This is a genomic window from Haloarcula sp. JP-Z28 (assembly GCF_011440255.1).
GTDB classification, from domain to species: Archaea; Halobacteriota; Halobacteria; order Halobacteriales; family Haloarculaceae; genus Haloarcula; species Haloarcula marismortui.
In genome coordinates this window covers 1-16,631 of sequence record NZ_JAAOHT010000005.1, presented here as the reverse complement: position 1 = coordinate 16,631, position 16,631 = coordinate 1, and the positions used below count along the sequence as shown (strand labels likewise).

14 protein-coding genes are annotated in these 16,631 nt (G+C 59.2%); 4 read left to right on the top strand and 10 right to left on the bottom strand.

Annotated elements, in window-relative coordinates:
* Window position 1: 1 nt before the first annotated feature.
* From G9463_RS04040 to G9463_RS04015, 6 genes are all read right to left on the bottom strand, one after another.
* The gene (locus tag G9463_RS04040; protein ID WP_004965936.1) at window positions 2-445 is read right to left on the bottom strand and encodes a universal stress protein; all 444 of its coding nucleotides are present in this window, start codon (window positions 443-445) and stop codon (window positions 2-4) included.
* A gap of 91 nt (window positions 446-536) precedes the next feature.
* Entirely contained in the window at window positions 537-1,799 is a 1,263-nt protein-coding gene (gene ilvA, locus G9463_RS04035) for a threonine ammonia-lyase (RefSeq protein WP_004965938.1), read from the bottom strand.
* 56 nt (window positions 1,800-1,855) lie between these two features.
* The gene (locus G9463_RS04030; RefSeq protein ID WP_004965939.1) at window positions 1,856-4,408 is read right to left on the bottom strand and encodes an FAD-dependent oxidoreductase; all 2,553 of its coding nucleotides are present in this window, start codon (window positions 4,406-4,408) and stop codon (window positions 1,856-1,858) included.
* Between the two features lie 302 nt (window positions 4,409-4,710).
* Complete coding sequence (locus G9463_RS04025; RefSeq protein ID WP_011222751.1) at window positions 4,711-5,082, bottom strand: hypothetical protein; 372 nt, start codon at window positions 5,080-5,082, stop codon at window positions 4,711-4,713.
* Window positions 5,083-5,087: 5 nt separating this feature from the next.
* Window positions 5,088-6,227: an aromatic ring-hydroxylating dioxygenase subunit alpha gene (locus tag G9463_RS04020; RefSeq protein WP_165896024.1), complete on the bottom strand. Its 1,140-nt coding sequence runs from the start codon at window positions 6,225-6,227 to the stop codon at window positions 5,088-5,090.
* Window positions 6,228-6,372: 145 nt separating this feature from the next.
* Window positions 6,373-8,946, bottom strand: a complete 2,574-nt coding sequence (locus tag G9463_RS04015; protein WP_165896023.1) for an FAD-dependent oxidoreductase — start codon at window positions 8,944-8,946, stop codon at window positions 6,373-6,375.
* A gap of 369 nt (window positions 8,947-9,315) precedes the next feature.
* Here G9463_RS04015 and G9463_RS04010 point away from each other — a divergent pair, with 369 nt between their 5' ends.
* From G9463_RS04010 to G9463_RS04000, 3 genes are all read left to right on the top strand, one after another.
* On the top strand, window positions 9,316-10,272 hold the full coding sequence (locus G9463_RS04010) for a succinylglutamate desuccinylase/aspartoacylase family protein (RefSeq protein ID WP_165896022.1): 957 nt from the start codon (window positions 9,316-9,318) through the stop codon (window positions 10,270-10,272).
* 140 nt (window positions 10,273-10,412) lie between these two features.
* The gene (locus tag G9463_RS04005; RefSeq protein ID WP_165896021.1) at window positions 10,413-11,612 is read left to right on the top strand and encodes a hypothetical protein; all 1,200 of its coding nucleotides are present in this window, start codon (window positions 10,413-10,415) and stop codon (window positions 11,610-11,612) included.
* 78 nt (window positions 11,613-11,690) lie between these two features.
* Entirely contained in the window at window positions 11,691-12,551 is an 861-nt protein-coding gene (locus G9463_RS04000; protein ID WP_127014614.1) for a methylenetetrahydrofolate reductase, read from the top strand.
* Here G9463_RS04000 and G9463_RS03995 read toward each other — a convergent pair.
* From G9463_RS03995 to G9463_RS03985, 3 genes are all read right to left on the bottom strand, one after another.
* Complete coding sequence (locus tag G9463_RS03995; RefSeq protein WP_004965951.1) at window positions 12,548-12,703, bottom strand: twin-arginine translocation signal domain-containing protein; 156 nt, start codon at window positions 12,701-12,703, stop codon at window positions 12,548-12,550. The genes G9463_RS04000 and G9463_RS03995 overlap by 4 nt on opposite strands.
* Before the next feature lie 207 nt (window positions 12,704-12,910).
* Window positions 12,911-14,287, bottom strand: coding sequence for an aminomethyltransferase (locus tag G9463_RS03990; protein WP_004965953.1), 1,377 nt, complete (start codon window positions 14,285-14,287; stop codon window positions 12,911-12,913).
* A gap of 239 nt (window positions 14,288-14,526) precedes the next feature.
* Entirely contained in the window at window positions 14,527-15,024 is a 498-nt protein-coding gene (locus tag G9463_RS03985) for a dihydrofolate reductase (RefSeq protein ID WP_004965955.1), read from the bottom strand.
* A gap of 128 nt (window positions 15,025-15,152) precedes the next feature.
* Here G9463_RS03985 and G9463_RS24445 point away from each other — a divergent pair, with 128 nt between their 5' ends.
* Window positions 15,153-15,428, top strand: a complete 276-nt coding sequence (locus tag G9463_RS24445; RefSeq protein ID WP_004965956.1) for a hypothetical protein — start codon at window positions 15,153-15,155, stop codon at window positions 15,426-15,428.
* 173 nt (window positions 15,429-15,601) lie between these two features.
* On the opposite strand, the gene G9463_RS03975 is transcribed toward G9463_RS24445, so the two are convergent.
* Window positions 15,602-16,255, bottom strand: coding sequence for a helix-turn-helix domain-containing protein (locus G9463_RS03975; protein ID WP_007190544.1), 654 nt, complete (start codon window positions 16,253-16,255; stop codon window positions 15,602-15,604).
* Window positions 16,256-16,631: the final 376 nt, after the last annotated feature.

Below are 16,631 nucleotides of genomic sequence, written 5' to 3'. Positions count from 1 at the left end.
GTTAAATATCGTTGACACTCATCCGCTGGCTGATGACTGGGATGCTCGACGTTCGGACCACCTTGTCCGTCGTTCCGCCGAGCAGGTTCCCGAGTTTTCCGCGGAACGCTGAGCCCAGAACAATCGCGTCCATGCCTTCGCCTTCAGCAAACTCGACGATCTCTTCGCTGGGCGCGCCGGTTTTGAAGTGCGTCTCGTAGTCAACACCGTGTTCTTCGGCGACAGTCCCGAGATTTGCCAGCACCTCCTCCCCGTAGTCTCGGTACTCCTCGCGCATCTCCTCCTCGTCATCTCTGAGCGCAAGCGCACGGGGCGTGCCCGGCAGATCGATTACGTACAATGCATGGACTGTGGCGTCGAGTGCAGCGGCGAGTTCGATGCCGTGTTCTGCCCCTTTCCGGGCCTCATCGCTACCGTCATACGGGACGAGTATGTGGTCGTACATGGTACCTGACTCATGTGTACTTCCATCACACACCTGTTATAGGTTTCCCCGCTCACGGCGTCGGTCCATCAGTCTGAGCGCCGGTTCCGGCTCACAGTGCGCCGCTTTTGGCCTCCCGTGCAACGTTATCGACGGGATAGCCCGCATCACGTATCGCCGTGATAATACTCTGTGCGTGCTCGGCACCGCTCGTTTCGACGTTGAATACGAGATACGCCTCCCCGATTTCGAGATTCTCGACGGACCGTTCGTGCCGAACGTCGTGGATGTTGGCTCCCTGTCTGGCGATGACGCCAGATATCTCCTCCATCACACCCGGCTGGTCATCGATCCGAACCCGGAGCTGGAGGAGCTGCTGGCGCTCCGTGAGTGCATGAATGAGAACTTCTCGCATCTGTGTCATATCGAGGTTCCCGCCACAGAGCAGCGGCATCACCGTTTCACCCGACACGTCGAGGCTGTCACTCAGTATGGCAGCCACGGAGGCGGCCCCGGCACCTTCCACGACCTGTTTGGCTCGTTCCATCAACAGGAGAATCGCCTGTGCGATATCGGTGTCCGAAACCGTCACGACTTCGTCGACGTTCGCCTCGATGATGTCGAGCGTCGTCTCCGAGATACCGCCCGTAGCGATACCGTCGGCGATGGTATCGACTTCATCAAGCACGACCGGAATCCCTTTGTCAAGGCTTTCATGCACCGTCTCAGCGCCGGTCGCCTGCACACCGATGACGCGCGTCTCGGGCGAGAGGTGCTTGATTGCGGTCGAGACACCGCTGATAAGTCCGCCGCCGCCAATGGGGACGATGACCGTGTCGACATCGGGGCAGTCGTGGTACATTTCCGTTCCGAGGGTCCCCTGTCCAGCAATGATGTCCAAATCGTCATAGGCGTGAACGAACTCGGCGTCGGTCTCCTCGACGACAGCTTTGGCGTGGGACATCGTCTCCTGAAAGTCGTTGCCGACCAGTTCGACGCTTCCGCCGTAGGCCCTCGTGGCGTCGATCTTGGCCTGTGGCGCGTTCTCCGGCATGAAAATCGTTGACTCTGCCCCACATTTCGTCGCGGCGAGAGCGACACCCTGGGCGTGGTTCCCGGCGCTGGCGGCGACGAAGGACTCCACGTCATCGGCAACGTCCTGCGAGATCTTGTTGTACGCGCCTCTGGTTTTGAACGACCCTGTCCACTGGAGGTGCTCCATCTTCAGGTACACCTCGGCGTCGACGAACCCACCAAGGGACGAGCTCCGTTCGACTGGCGTCTTCTTTACAACTGTGTCGTCGTCCAGACGTTCGCGGGCTCGTTCGATGTCTGCGTATGTGACGGGTAGCGTGTCCGATTCGGTATGTGTCATATGTTGATATCGTCTCGGGCCTGCTGTCAAAGTTGTTGGGGCATCGCGGTGTCCTGTTATTTGATGATCCGGTCTCGGGTCGGATCGAACAGCGGCTCGTCGCGTACGGTCGCGTCGTATGTCTCGCCCTCACACTGTATCTGAACCGACGTGCCGGCTTCGGCGTGTTCGGTCGGAACGTATGTGTATGCAATCGACTCGTCGATGCTGTAGCCGTAGTTTCCGGCTTGCACGTAGCCGATTGCGTCGCCGTCTTTTGTCACTGGCCGCCCACTCAGCATGATATCTGTCGAGTCATCGAGCGTGAGTGGCGTGATTTTGCTCTCAATACCCTTCTCACGCGCGGTTTCGAGGGCCTCCTTGCCGATAAACTCCGTATCCATGTCGACGGCGAAGGGCAGACCGGCTTCGAAGGGATTCGAGTCCGTGTCAATGTCCGTCCCCCAGAGCCGGTAGCCTTTCTCTAATCGCATGGAACTGAGCGCGCCGCCACCCATCGGTCGGACACCGAGGTCCTCGCCGGCGTCTTGCAGCGTCTCCCAGAGGCGCTGGCCATACTCCGTCGGCGCCCACAGCTCCCACCCAAGCTCGCCGACGTAGGAGACCCGTAATGCGATGACCGGCACGTCGCCGACGTACATCTGCTTGGCGCTGAAATAGGGGAAGCCGTTGTTGGTCACATCCGCGTCGGTGCATCGCTGGAGAAGGAGCCGCGCGTTCGGCCCCCAGAGGCCGATTGTGGATTTTGCACCTTCCTCAACATGGACCGACACGGTTGCGGGAGCCTCGTCTTCGAGGTGACCGCCGTGGATGCCGGGTGAGTTCCCACCGCCGGTCGTCACCATGAACTCCTCGTCGTCGAGTTTGACGACAGTGATATCGGCGAGGATGCCGCCGCCCTCGTTCAACAGCAGCGAGTAGCGGACCTGTCCAGTATCGAGGTCCATATCGTTGCTACAGACCCGCTGGAGGAACGCCTGGCTCCCCTCGCCCTCAACCATGATGGAGCTGAACGTCGTCATGTCGAACATCGACACCTTCTCGCGGGTGTGGAGATGCTCCGCGGCCTCGATTTTCGAGCGATTGATTCCCTGCCAACCGCCCTGGTCGGGAATCCGGTCCTCGTAGGTCTCGACTAAGTCGGCGTTTGACTCGTACCACTGTGGCGTCTCCCAGCCGCCGCTCTGGTAGAACTCCGCCCCGAGTTCCTTCTGCTGATGATAGAACGGGCTGGTCCGGAGTGTGCGGTGGTCATCAGGCTGCCACCGGGGCTCGACAATGCTGTAGACCTGCTCGTAGCGCTTGGCCCCGCGGTCAACGAAGTAGTCCTTCTCGCCCGCGTGGGGTTCGAACCGTCGGACGTGGATGCCGCCGGTGTCGACCGGCCCGGACGGCAGGCGCGGAACGCCGTTCTCCATCCACTCAGCGAGGATGCGGCCGTAACCCCCGGAGTGGGTCCACCAGATAGCCAGCCCTGTCCAGAGACCGTCAACCTGTGCCGTCTCCCCGACGGCCGGCATCCCATCGGGCGTGAAGACGAAGATGCCGTTTTCGGTGGCCTCGTACTCGACATCCTGTGTCGCCGGCAGTAGTTCGTCGAAGGCCTGCTTCGCGGACTTGTCCCGGCCACGGTGGGTTGGCGTCTCCCAGTGTTCTTTCGTGAACCCTCTAACCGATGCCTGGTGTTCCTCGGAGTTCTTGCCCATCGCCTCAGGGTCAACCGAGAGCGTCTCGTGGTTGTACGACCCCATCCCGAGTGCGTCACCGTGAGTCCGGAAGTACAGCGAGTGGTCCTGATCGCGACCGACGGGCTGGTGTGGCCCTTCGCTCATGTACTCCGCGATAGAGCGGTCCCCCGGAACCTCCAGCCCCGTCGTGTTGTCGCCGACAGAGGACTCGACGCCGGCGAGTTCATCCATCGGCTCGGTGACCACGTACTGATGTTCAACCGGGGCAATCGGAAGGTCGAGCCCAGCCAGCTGGCCGGTCTGGTAGCCCCAGTTGTTCGTCGCAATAACGGCTCGCTCGCAGTCGATGCGGCCCTGTGCGGTCTCGACAGCGTTGATTTCGCCCCCCGAAACATCCAGATCGGTGACCTCAGTGTTCCCGTAGAACGACGCCGTGGAGTGTTCCATGTACCACTGGAGCGCGCCGATGCCGTCGACGCGTCCGTCAGTCGGCGAGTAGTAGCCACCGAGAATTTCGTCCTTGTCAACCAACGGAAGGTGTTCGGTGACCTCCGCAGGCGAGAGCAATTGTGGTTCCGGCAGCCCGTAAGAAGTCGCCCACTCGACACGCCGACGGAGGAAGTCCATGCGCTCCTCGCTGCGAGCCACTTCGATGCCGCCGACCTCGTCGTAGACGCCGGCGTCCGAAAGGAGCCGACTGGTGTAGTGGGCCGTCTTCGTCTGTATCTTCGACGGCGAGGTCTGGAACATTATTCCAGGGGCGTGGACCGATGAACCGCCGGTGACCGGGAGCGGTCCCTGGTCGATGACGACAACGTCCTCCGCGCCGAGTTCCGTCAGGTGATACGCGACACTACACCCGACGGCCCCGGCACCGATAACAACAGTATCCGCCCGAGACGGGGGAGTCTCTGTGCTCATGTATCTCGTTTGGGACTGTTTCTGTCACAATGTTAAATACACCGGTGGCGACAATCGCAGTTTGGCTTATTCCTGTCTTTTAGCCATTCTACCTGCGTAATAATCGGCATCTGTAGTTTGGGTCCAGACCACGGCAGGGGTAAACGACGCCGAACCACAGCATACTCCGTCGCTGACAATATCTGGTCTCCCGGCAGCTGCAACAGTCGTTGGCGGTCGCTTGGTCGCAGATATCGCGCGATAGCAGGATTACACAGCGGCTCTAGCCTGCAAAGGTGACTGTTTCGGTGATGGACGGCTCGTCAGACCGGGCGGAGATGGTCAGACCGGGGCTCCCAGAGCGACCCGTCCATGCGTACGTCGTGTACGTCGGCCAGCGTGTCCTTGACTGTCTGTCCCTGTTTGCTCATCGCCGCGGCGAGGATACCCAGCGGGACACCGCTCTGGAAGTAGTCGTCCAGTTCACGGAGGACGTGGACGACGCCGCCCGAGGTGGGGGCCTGTGAGACAGCGCGGTGCTCCGCGGTGACCCACTCGATGTCTGTGTCCATAAGCTGCTGCCGGCGGCGGTAGAAGTTAACGACCTCGTTAGCTGTGGTGGTTGCTACCCTGGCATCGGTCCTGACACACTGCGCGACGAACGGGGCATCGGCCCGCTGGCTCTGTCGTGTCATTGAGGTCAGGCCTCGTAGGCTTCCTGAGCGAGCCGATGCAGTCGGTGGACGGTGTGCTCGTTCGGTCCCAGTTGTGCCTGCGCGAGCGCGCCCGACTTGAGCCCCTCGTACTGGCGCTCGACGAGTTCGAAGTCCTCCTCCTGGAGTTGCCGGCTCGTCTGGACGAACTCCTGTTCGGCGTCAGTCATCTCCTCGTCGCTGAAGTAGTAGTCGGCGATGAGTTGGAAGCGACCTTCATCAATCGGGTCGATGATGTACGTGCCGTATCCGTCTGCCGTCCCATACATATTGACGGTAAAGTTCGGCCAGAAGTAGTAGAACTTGGCCTCGTGTTCGTCGTGAATCCGCATTTCGTCCTCAACATCTTCGTCGTGGGTGTAATGCAGAATCCAGTGATAGTCGTTGACTTCGAGTTCCGACTCCGCCAACTCGATGTCAGTTATCCAATCCTGATGGTTCGCGTGGCAGTGGTCACACTCGGAGTAATTGCCAGCGAATGTCTTCCAGTTGCACTCGACCTCGGAGACGTACCGCGCAGCGTGTTCGTACTCACCAAGCGGCATGGCCTCGAGTTCTGATTTCAGCGTTCCCGCTTGCTCGGCCAGCGGCATTGGGTCCTGGGCGAAGTTGAGGAAGACGAACGGCCCGATTCGGTCGGTTTCGACTTCGCTGAGGCTGTTCTCACTGGCGTCCATGCCACAGACCTCATCATCGCTCAGGTCCGGATTGAGCCCTGCTTCTTCGAAGCTCTGTGGCGTACTCTCGAGGTCACCGTCGAGGTCGTACGACCACATGTGGTACGGACAGCGGATTCGCCCCATGTTTTCAGGGTCGGTCATGGGCGTGTCCTCGACCATCTTCGAGCCCCGGTGGGCACAGACGTTGAAGAACGCCCGTATCTCGTCGTCGTGGCCACGGACGATGATGACTTGCCTGTCGCCAATGGTCCGGGTAAAGTACGCACCCGGCTCGGTAATCGCGTTCGCATGCCCGGCGTACACCCAGTAGCGACCGAATATCTTCTCCTTTTCCAGTTCGTGTATCTCCGAGCTTGTAAAGTATTTAGCTGGAAGTGCGTTCGTTTCGTCGGTTATATCGGAACTAACTGCTGCGATATCGTCATTTGACTGGTTCCACCTCGTCATACGTGTGGTTTTGGCCTCGTATACCACATCACCATTGACCACAGATAGTACACCCGTTTAAGCGGGCCTGGAAAGTTCTGACTCCTTTCGGAGACACGCGACACCCTCAGACCGCATCTGTTGAAAAAGTAGCTACCGGTACCACTCAGGAAACCAGCGGTTCCTCGCGGACGGTTGCATCGTACCGCTCGCCCTCGTAGAGGATTTCGACGCTGGTCCCGGGTTCGGCGTACTCGGGTGGCAGATACGTGTAGGCCACGCAGGCGCCTTCGGTGTAGCCGTACTCGGCGCTGTGGAGATAGCCGATGGTCTCGTCGCCGTCAAGGACCGGTTTGTTGTCGAGGACAACAGCGTCCTCGTCATCGAGGGTCAGACAGGCTACCTTGTGGTCGATGTTGTCGCCGTCGGCGGCCGCCGCGACCGCCTCCTTGCCGATGAAGTCGGTTTCGAGGTCGACGGCCCAGCCGAGGCCGGCCTCGTAGGGATTGTGCTCCGTGTGGAGGTCCTTCCCCCAGAGTCGGAACCCTTTCTCGATTCGCAGCGAGTTCAGCGCACCGTTGCCGTACGGGCGAATGCCGTACTCCTCGCCGGCCTCCATGATGTGCTCCCAGAGGCGTTCGCCGTACTCCGAGGGCGTGTAGAACTCCCACCCGAGTTCACCCGCGTACGAGACGCGGAGTGCGGTCACAGGGATGTTCTTCACGAAGAACTGCTGGCTCGTGAAGAACGGGAAGGCGTCGTCGGAGAGGTCAACGTCAGTGACCTTCGAGAGGACTTTCCGAGCGTTCGGCCCAGTACAGACCATCGCCGCGAGACTGGAGGTCACGTCGTTGACGACTACGTCGTCGGGGGACTGCTCGCGCACCCACGCAACGTGGTTGTTCCCGACTTCACGACCGGTGGTCAGCAGGAGGTAGCGGTCTTCGTCGGTTCGCGTGACCGTGATGTCCGCCCGGACCCCACCGCCTTCGTTGCACATCAGCGTGTATTTCACGTCGCCCACGCCGATGTCCATGTCGTTCGTACAGAGGTACTGGACGAACTCCCCGGCGTCGCTCCCGATGACCTCCATCTTGTTGAAAGAGGTCATGTCGTGGAGACCGACGTTGTTGCGAACGTTCAGCGCCTCAGCACCTTCGATTGGTGACCAGTACTTCGCTTCCCAGCCTTCGCGGTCGGGAATCCGGTCGCCGTACTCCGCCAGCAGGTCGGCATTGGAATCGAACCAGTGTGGTTCCTCCCAGCCGGCCTCGGCCCACAGTTCAGCGTCGTACTTCTTGTGGGTGTGGTACATCGGGGTTCGGCGGATGTCCCGCTGTGTCTCGGTCCAGACCCACTTGGGGTGCATGATGTTGTAGACGATGCGGTACTCCTCGCCGCCGATATCCCGGGCGAAGTCCCAGCTCCCCTCGTGCTCGTCAAAGCGGTTCACGTCACAATGGGCGAGGTCGATTGGGCCGGAGGGGAGCCGCGGGACGCCGTGTTCCATCCACTCGGCAAGCGCCTTGCCGGCACCCCCGGCGTGCGTGACCCAGATAGCCGCCGCCGTCCAGAGGCCGTCGTACTCCTGTACGGGACCCATCACGGGGAGTCCGTTCGGGGACTCCGCGAACATCCCGTTGTACTTGTGTTCGAGCTCCTTGCCGGCCGTCGCGGGGAGCAGTTCGTCGCTGGCCTGACGAGGCGCCTTGTCCGGCCGGTCCGGATGGGTCGCGTTGTTCATGTGATAGTCCGTGAACTCGTGGACCGACCCCTGCTCGCCGTCAGGGTCGTTCCCACCGAGGTCCTGCGGGTCAGGCACGATGGGGTCGTGATTGTACGAGCCGATACCGTAGGAATCCCCGTGGTTCCGGTAGTACATCGCGTTGTCTTGGTCACGGAGAATCGGCCGATCCGGACCGACAAGAAGCCGCTTTGCTTTCTCGCCGGAGACGTTCTCGTAGTTCTCGAACAGCGGGTGGTCGGTGATATCGACCGCGCTATCGGCCAGTTCATCGAGGGACTCCGTCATCGTGTACTGGTGTTCGACCGGCGTTACCGGCAGGTGCACATCAAGTTTCTCGCCGAGCTGGCGGGCCCAGATATTGGTTGCCACCACCACCTCGTTGCACTCGATACTGCCGTTCTCCGTGATGACAGCTTGTACCGAACCGTTCTCGGTCTCGACATCCTCGGTGCGCGTGTGTGGAACGAACTTCGCGCCCCTCTCCATCGCTTCTCTGGCAAGCGCGTCGCAGGCGACGACGCCGGAGACCTGCCCGTCTGTTGGGGAGTAGTAGCCGCCCTTGATCTGGTCGGCATCGACCAGCGGGAGGTGCTCGGTGACCTCTTCGGGCGAGAGCAACTGCGGGTCCTCGATGCCCCAGGCCTTGGCGTATTCGACGCGGCGCTGGAGGAAGTCCATACGCTCCTCGCTGCGTGCGACTTCGATGCCACCTGTTTCGTTGTAGGCTTGGTGCCCGTCGGCCCCTTCGAGGTCCGAGTACAGCCGACGGCTGTAGTCCGCAAACTGGCTGAGAACCTTCGGTTCCGCGGTCTGAAACATGATTCCGGGGGCGTGCGTCGACGATCCACCCGTGGTCGGCATCGGCCCCTGATCGACTACGACAACGTCCTCGCGGCCGAGCTCTGTCAGCTGGTAGGCGATGTTGCAGCCGACGATTCCAGCACCGACAATGACGGTATCGGCCTGGGTCGGCAGGCTATCGGTAGGCTCCATAACTCTGGGTAAAACGTGCTATGGCGTGGCAATATAGTTACCGCCTGACCCGCCGCTTTTGCAAATTGACATTGAAGCATCACGTAGTGTTTCAGAATAACAGGAGTACCATTGTTAATAAATTTGGGCCCCCTGTGGTGGTTGTCAATTCTGTTCGAAGCCGTCTAATTGCTCTCAACTGCCCTATTGTATCATCAAGTTGTGTGTTACCAGTCAGCTCTAATGACTTCCACACGATGCGTTCACACCATCGATGGTCCTGTATCGGGCAGTGCCTCTGTTTCGAAAGAGTATCACAGCACCGTTCCATGCGGCACAGCGGTGCTTCTGCTCCCAGCGTTTTTTATTTGCGCGACGCTAGACATTGATATGGATTACACGGCCGTCACGCACACGACGACTGACCGACGGCTCGGGCGGTTGCCGTCGGGTCGGGACGTATCTGTGACTGTCCACCGATACGTCGGCGGCCCCGGACCGACGGTGTACATCCAGGCGGCGCAACACGGCATCGAACTCAACGGCCCAGCCGCGTTACGTCGACTGCACGACCGCCTGACTGACGCAGCCATCGCTGGGACGGTGCTTGTCGTCCCGGTAGTGAACCAGCTCGCATTCGACCACCGGTCATACATGACTCCCGGCGAGTACGACGTGATGAACCCGAATCTGAACCGCGTGTGGCCGGGCGACGAGTGTGGGAGCCTCCAGAAACAGTTTGCCGCTCGACTGTGGGAACTTGTCCAAAACGCCGACGCGGCGGTCGACCTCCACACCGGCACAGCAGACATGCTGGAACACGTCAGATGCCGGGCGGGCGACCCGGCCGCTGAGCGCCTCGCTGAAGCGTTCGGTACTTCTTACAGACTCACCGACAGGCCCGAAGACAACGGCGGCGACGGGTCCAGCGGGACGTTCCGTGCTGCGACTGCGGAAGCCGGGATTCCGGTTATCACTGCAGAACTGTCGAACAGTCGTCGGATAGCACAGGACGCGGTTGCGGCTGGTGTCGACGGGATACAGAACCTTCTGCGCGCGCGGGCAGTCCTTCCATCGGAGCCGGAACCACAGGCTGCGCAGACGGTACTCCGAAACGATGCGGAGCCAGTCACCGCATCGGAATCGGGCTTGTTTGAGTGTCGACCGGACATCGCCGTCGGCGACACCGTCGACGCCGGGGAGCGATTAGGGACTGTCTACGAGCCCGCCTCGTTCGAGAAACAACAGGTCGTCTCAGCGACAGAAAGAGGAGTGATATTCTCGCTTGCCAGGGAGTCTGTTGTCGTGAAAGGGGAGCGCCTTGCAGGCATCGCAATACCGCGATAACCAACACGAGTCCGAGGAATCGTTGACGGGCATAATGCTTTAGACGTGCGTTGCTGGCCGCAGTATTGTGGATGTTTATAAATGGGTTCGGTATTCCACACCTATCTCTACACCATAACGTGTCATAGTCTCTCAATGACATGGGACTTCACGCCGCTTTCACTGCGCTCGCGGAGGTCATCGATGCGTACGAATCCCGCGGCCGGTCAATCGAGACCGTCGAAGCATCACCGGCCGGCACCGGTGATGCAGTCCTCGATGTGACGGTAGCGATGCCGGTCTCGCTACGTTCCGGCGGCGGCGCTGATGCGGGCCTCACGCCGGAGACGGCGGGGCTGACCGAGAGCGGTGACCTCGAAGTCACGTTCTCACCGTCGGCTACTGAACTCCCGTCGACTGCCGGTGCTTCATTGTCGATAGCCAATGCCTCGGCGACAGTCACCGACGACGGCTTGCTCCTGACGGTACAGTTGACAATCGACGCGACGGCGGCGGGCGAGGCAGCCAGCGTCGACTGTAGACCGAAACAGGCTGACGCCGCCGATGCAGCAACCGCCACCGCAGCACATTCGGCCGATACCAGCGAGGGTGACGATGCCTCGCTCGACGGGTCGGCTGTCTCGGATTCGGAGTCTGTCAGTGACGGAGACGACAGTTCACAGGAGGGCCTACAATCAGACGGCGCGTCTACGGCGGATACGCAGTCTGATAGCGAGACCGACTCCGAATCCGACCCATTCGCCGCCGTCCGAGACGACTCCGTGCCACCGTACGAGGACACCGACTACCTGCAAGCACTGTACGACGAGTGCGACAACTTCAGAGCCATCGCTGAGCAGATACAGATGGACGTCTCCTCTGAGACGGTCCGCCGATACATGATAGAAGCGGATATCCACGTCCCGAACACGTACAATACGTCCAGTGATGACGAGGAAGACCCGTCGGTTGAATCAGAGACCTCGGATGAGGACGCGGCCCAGTCTGGGGCTATGGATGAGGACGAGCAGATCAGCGTGACGGAGCCTGTCTCAGCCGAGTCGTCCGGTCCCGCCGGAGAATCGGTCGGAGAACTCCCTGACGAGCAACTGGTCACTGACGGGATTGGACTCCCGACTGATGTTAAACTGCAAGACGTTGCGGATGCAGTCGTCGATTCGGACACAGTGTACGAGGTGCAGCGATACCTGAGTCTCGACCGTGGCCAGACCCGGGACCTGCTGGAACAGCTTAATCTTCTAGATCTCGTCCTCTGCCGGCTCGCAGACGAACCGGACCATGCTGTCTCCTACGGGACTGTTGCCAGTCGAATCCGGCAGTGTACCCCTCATAGCGCGTGATACAAAGAACTTCTTATAAATGGGTTCGATGCCCCACCCACAGAGAAAAGTACGGGTACGCCGTAGCTCTGCCAACTCATGGCCCTCGGAACACGCACGGTCTCAGACAGTCAGGGTGTCCGGACGCTGCTGACGAGCGCCCGATTCGAACTGATGCCGTTCGAGAGCTTCGACGAGGAGATTTCCCACCTCCCCGACAACGCGACTATCGCAATCACGACTTCGCCACAGCTCGGCATCGAGAAGACAGTCGAGAAGACGGCGGAAGCCGCCGAAATGGGGTACGATGTTGTGCCACACATCGCGGCCCGCTATGTGGAAGACAGAGAACAACTCGAATCGATAGCCGAGCGACTGGAACAGGCAGGTATCACGGACATCTTCGTCCCCGGTGGCGACCGTGAGGAACCGGCTGGTGAGTACGAGTCAGCGCTCGACATGCTTGAAGCGCTCGAAGAGACTGAGTACTCCTTTGAGGAAGTAGGAATTACAGGCTACCCCGAGGGCCACGACTTCATCGACGACGAAACGCTGGCGGAGTCGATGGCACAGAAGGCACCATACGCGACGTACATCGTTACACAACTCTGTTACGACCCGGACGCCGTGTTAGAGTGGGTCGAAGACATCCGTGCTCGCGGTATCGAACTCCCGGTCGAAGTGGGTATCCCGGGCGTGATGAACTACCAGCGACTGATGCAGATATCCCAGAAAGTCGGCGTCGGTGACTCGATAAAATTCCTCAGGAAGACCACGGGCATTCTCGGGTTCGTCAAGCAACTGGTCGGCTCCCGCGGGACCTACGAACCTGACGAACTCATCGACGGCCTCGCACCCTACGTCGAGGATGATGAGTACAACATCCGCGGCGTCCACATCTACACGTTCAATCAGACGCCCGACACCGAAAAGTGGCGGCACAAGCGTCTGGATAGTTAGTCGCCGGCTTCCGTAGCCGTCATCTCTCCGTCACTGCCGCCATCACCGCCGCCTTCATCTGACTGCTGGGCGCAGCCAGCCAGCGACACGACACCGGCTGTGCTTCCGACCCCAAGTCGTTTCAGAAGGTCACGTCTGGTCTGTTCAGACATGTGCATTGGTATGTATGACCAATTCTCTTATGAATCTGTGTTGAGATGGAATATTGGCCTCACACTGGGTCGGGCGCACTGGTGATGCTCCGCCCCCGCTGCTAACCGAGGGGGAGTCCACTTCGGAGCCGCCGGATTTCACGAAAAGGAACTATGCGTTTCCTAACAACGTGTGCGAATAAAAAGAGGGACAGGCGGAGTGAGGGGTTAGTCGTCGCTTTCGGCCTCTTTCCGGGCGTTGAGCTTCGCCTGCTCACGAGCGCTCGGGTTGACAGACTCCTTGAACGGCACCTTCGCGGCGGTGGCGAACACCGGTTCGCCGGGTTCGTCGGCGTACTCGTCGGGGAGATGGACCTGGAACTCTAGGTCCAGCTCCTCGTCGTAGATCGCGTCGTTGAGCGGCGTGTCGGTGACTTCCTGAATCTTCTCAGCCGGGACAAAGCCCATGCCGATGTTGGTCTCTAGGTCCGGGTTCCACCACGGAGAGGTGAGGTAGCCGCATTCCTCGCCCGTGTCCGGGTCGGAGATGAGCCAGAAGTCGGGGGCGTAGTCACGGATTGGCTCGCCGGCGATCTTCAGTCCGATGAGCTTGTGCTCGAACGGGTAGTTGCCGTTCTCGATCTGTTCTTTTTGTTCTTCGAGAACTTCTTTGCCGATGTAGTCGGCTTCCTTGTCGTCAGGGACGTGGTAGCCGAGATTGACCTGGAACGGTGACGTCTCATGGTCGAGGTCCTGACCCCAGGACATGATGCCGGCGGCAATCCGGCGGTGGTGACCGGGTGCGATCTGACGACCGCCGTGGTCCTTGACAGACTCCATAACAGGGTCCCAGACGCGCTCGGCGTTTTCCATCGCGTCTTTGACGTAGACTTCGAAGCCCTTCTCGCCAGAGAACCCAGTCTGGCTGATCAGTACGTCGCAACCGTCGATCTCGGCCTCCATCAGACCGTAGTAGGGCACGTCTTTGACCTTGTCGCCGACGACATCGACCATCACGTCGAGCGCCCTTGGGCCCTGAATCTGCATCGGCGCGACATCAATCTCGTCGATTTCGACATCAAAGTCGTTGTCGACGTTGACGCCCTGAAGCCACTGCATCAGTGTCGAGTCCGAGATAGAGAACCAGAACTCGTCTTCCTTGGGCCGGAGCAACACTGGGTCGTTCAGGACGCCGCCGTCCTCGTTACAGAGGATGACGTACTTCCCGTCCATCGCGTCCATGCCCGTCACGTCGCGAGTGACCACGTAGTTCGTCAGCGCCTCAGCGTCGGGCCCTTTGACACGAATCTGGCGCTCGACGGCGACGTCCCAGAGGGTGACGGTGTTGGTCAGTGCGTCGTACTCCTTCATCACGCCTCCGTCCTCGGGCTCGATGAGACCGCGCGGGTGATAGAGGCGGTTGTAGACGGTAGCCCGCCAGGCGCCCTCCTCGTTGAAGGACTTGTGGAAGAACGGGGACTTTCGAACGCGCGTCGACACCAACATCTCGATGTTGGGGTCACCAGTCTGGCGGAGGTTCCGTGGTACTGTCCGGTCTGACTGGTCGACACTGGGATAGTTAGGATGTTCCTCGTTACCGGTCATGCCTCTGAAAGAACATGTGAAATGCTAATAAAAGATATTGTTACTTGCTTCTGGGGTTTATATACGGGGTGGATTTTGTGGGCCACAAAACGCTCGGAACCGTTGCCTAACAGCCCGTGAGCATGAATATTCTACCGGGAGCGTGGCTGTATTACTCAGGCGATACCGATGGCTGTAGTAGCCCGAACCGACCGGCACAGAACACGACCGAGCAGCCGCTGTGACTGTTCGGAAATGCGTCATGCTGAGTCACTGCTGGTTCGGGTGTACCTCACAATAGCGAACTCGCTGTGGGTCGTTCGTTCCATCTCTGTCCAGTTCGACCAGTCGACAGTCGGAAAGACAGTATCGCCGTCGAAAGCTGCTGCTAGTTCGGTCAGAATTAGCTCGTCAGCCTGTGGGAGAAACTGCTCGTACACCGTCGCTCCGCCGATGACATACGTCGTAGATGCGTCACTATCGGCTGCTTCGGCTACCGCCGCCGTCGTCGAGGTAACGGCCGTGACGCTGTCAGGAAGTTGGTGCGGCGTCGTGGTCAAAACAATGTTCAGTCGCTCCGGCAGCGGGCCATCAAGATCACGACGAATACTCTCGAAAGTTCGCCGCCCCATAATGACTGGATGACCGACAGTTGTCTCTTTGAAATGTGTCAGATCCTCGGGATACTGCCACGGAATGTCGCCGCCAGCACCGATCACTCCGTTTTCCGCGACGGCGGCGATCAGCGAGAGTTTCATACACATTTCTATGTTGGGCTGCTGGTAATAGTTCTATCCTAGCATGACTTCCTAACGGCAGTGCCACCCCGGACCGTGATAGCGTATCTCGCGCGCGACTTATGATGTTCAGCCATATAAAGTATCGTATGGATACGATTCACCTGTCGCCCGGTCCCGCCGCCGCTCAGGCGTTTCGTCTGGGGATCGTTGCGAGTGCTGTCGGTGGACTCGCCGGGATCGCGACACTGTATTGGCTAGACGTCCTGACTCCGGTCCTTGCTGGATACACACTCGTCCTTCTGTTCCCGGTGTATCTTGTCTTCGCTGCGACGGCGTTGAGCGTCTGGTTAGGCTATAACAAAGACGCGACAGCACTACGGCCAGTCTACCGTCAAAAAGATTCAAACGGACGATCCGAATAGGTCTTCGCAGTTAGGTGGGTCTACTATCTGTCCCGGTACATCTATTTTTGACATCTTTGGACACATACTATAGAATCTGGCCTCAAACATGGTTCGGTAGCACGGGAGCGGATTAAAATGGCCACGCTAATCGGAGCGCCCTCCAAGCACTCACCGATACCGGTTCCGTGAACTCACTCCTCTCTGTCAATTATCGTTGCCGCAATGAGGTTCCGCATCCCACGGCGGAGTCTACCGCTCATTGCTGTCGAGGACAGTCCAATTTCGTCGGCGACTTCGTTCAGAGAGATATCTCTTGGTTCTCCAAAATAGCCGTGTTCGTATGCAGTTATCAGCGCGGTCAGCTGTTCGTCGGTCAACCCGTACGACGATTCACCGCCGGTGTCCGTGTTTCCGTATATTTCGATGATATCGAGAGAAATGCCGTTCTCGTTTGCGTACTCCCAGATCGTATTGAGCGCCTCGCGGTCAGGGAGCAAGAGTCGGACGAGCCACCCGTTGCCCTTCGTCTCCGTATGGACCAGAAATCCGTTGACATCGGTAACGACAGTGCTGATAAGTTTCGTTTTCGGGGTGTGTTCGATGTAATATATTCCGGTCTGGTCGGTCCAGTCGACTAGTTCGTAGCTCTGGACTGTCGGATCGGCATCAAGCATCTCTTCGAGTCGGTCCCTGTCGCGATACTCGATGAGGAACGGAAACACAGTGGACCCCGGATCAGTATTCCCCTGTGTGATGACACGGATGGCTATGTCTTCGAGGTTCTGTAAGGTTGGAACCAGCGCGAGGCGTTCGTGTTCGATATGTATTTTCGTCGTTATTGACATTGTGTGGGAAGCGGACTGCTATCGAGTCGTCACAGATCAATACTGGCTCGACACCTGAACACAATCATCGGTGAGTTGCTGTGTATATGCTGGGACTCCACGTCAATGTTTACATACACAGATGCACACACGAGGGCAAAAATATAAAACTGGCTGTAATCCGAGGGCCTGCATAGTGCTCGGAAGGGTTTGTTTTCACCGCTGAAAACAAATCTGGGATCTGCTTTGGAGTCAGAACAAACCTAAAACGTACGTGTTTAGCCCCAATGAATTTCGCCACTGTCTCGTAGCAGGCGACCAATCGGGGGTATATGCACCCTCAGCAAGGGCTAATTGAACTTCTTCAGGGATGGTCTCCGCTCGGAGACCATCCCGG

Coding starts and splice junctions, on each gene's coding strand:
- G9463_RS03990 (WP_004965953.1), bottom strand. CDS start 14,287: ATGACCGGTAACGAGGAACATCCTAACTATCCCAGTGTCGACCAGTCA.
- G9463_RS24445 (WP_004965956.1), top strand. CDS start 15,153: ATGGATACGATTCACCTGTCGCCCGGTCCCGCCGCCGCTCAGGCGTTT.
- G9463_RS04000 (WP_127014614.1), top strand. CDS start 11,691: ATGGCCCTCGGAACACGCACGGTCTCAGACAGTCAGGGTGTCCGGACG.
- ilvA (WP_004965938.1), bottom strand. CDS start 1,799: ATGACACATACCGAATCGGACACGCTACCCGTCACATACGCAGACATC.
- G9463_RS04030 (WP_004965939.1), bottom strand. CDS start 4,408: ATGAGCACAGAGACTCCCCCGTCTCGGGCGGATACTGTTGTTATCGGT.
- G9463_RS04040 (WP_004965936.1), bottom strand. CDS start 445: ATGTACGACCACATACTCGTCCCGTATGACGGTAGCGATGAGGCCCGG.
- G9463_RS04020 (WP_165896024.1), bottom strand. CDS start 6,227: ATGACGAGGTGGAACCAGTCAAATGACGATATCGCAGCAGTTAGTTCC.
- G9463_RS04025 (WP_011222751.1), bottom strand. CDS start 5,082: ATGACACGACAGAGCCAGCGGGCCGATGCCCCGTTCGTCGCGCAGTGT.
- G9463_RS04005 (WP_165896021.1), top strand. CDS start 10,413: ATGGGACTTCACGCCGCTTTCACTGCGCTCGCGGAGGTCATCGATGCG.
- G9463_RS04010 (WP_165896022.1), top strand. CDS start 9,316: ATGGATTACACGGCCGTCACGCACACGACGACTGACCGACGGCTCGGG.
- G9463_RS03985 (WP_004965955.1), bottom strand. CDS start 15,024: ATGAAACTCTCGCTGATCGCCGCCGTCGCGGAAAACGGAGTGATCGGT.
- G9463_RS03975 (WP_007190544.1), bottom strand. CDS start 16,255: ATGTCAATAACGACGAAAATACATATCGAACACGAACGCCTCGCGCTG.
- G9463_RS04015 (WP_165896023.1), bottom strand. CDS start 8,946: ATGGAGCCTACCGATAGCCTGCCGACCCAGGCCGATACCGTCATTGTC.
- G9463_RS03995 (WP_004965951.1), bottom strand. CDS start 12,703: ATGTCTGAACAGACCAGACGTGACCTTCTGAAACGACTTGGGGTCGGA.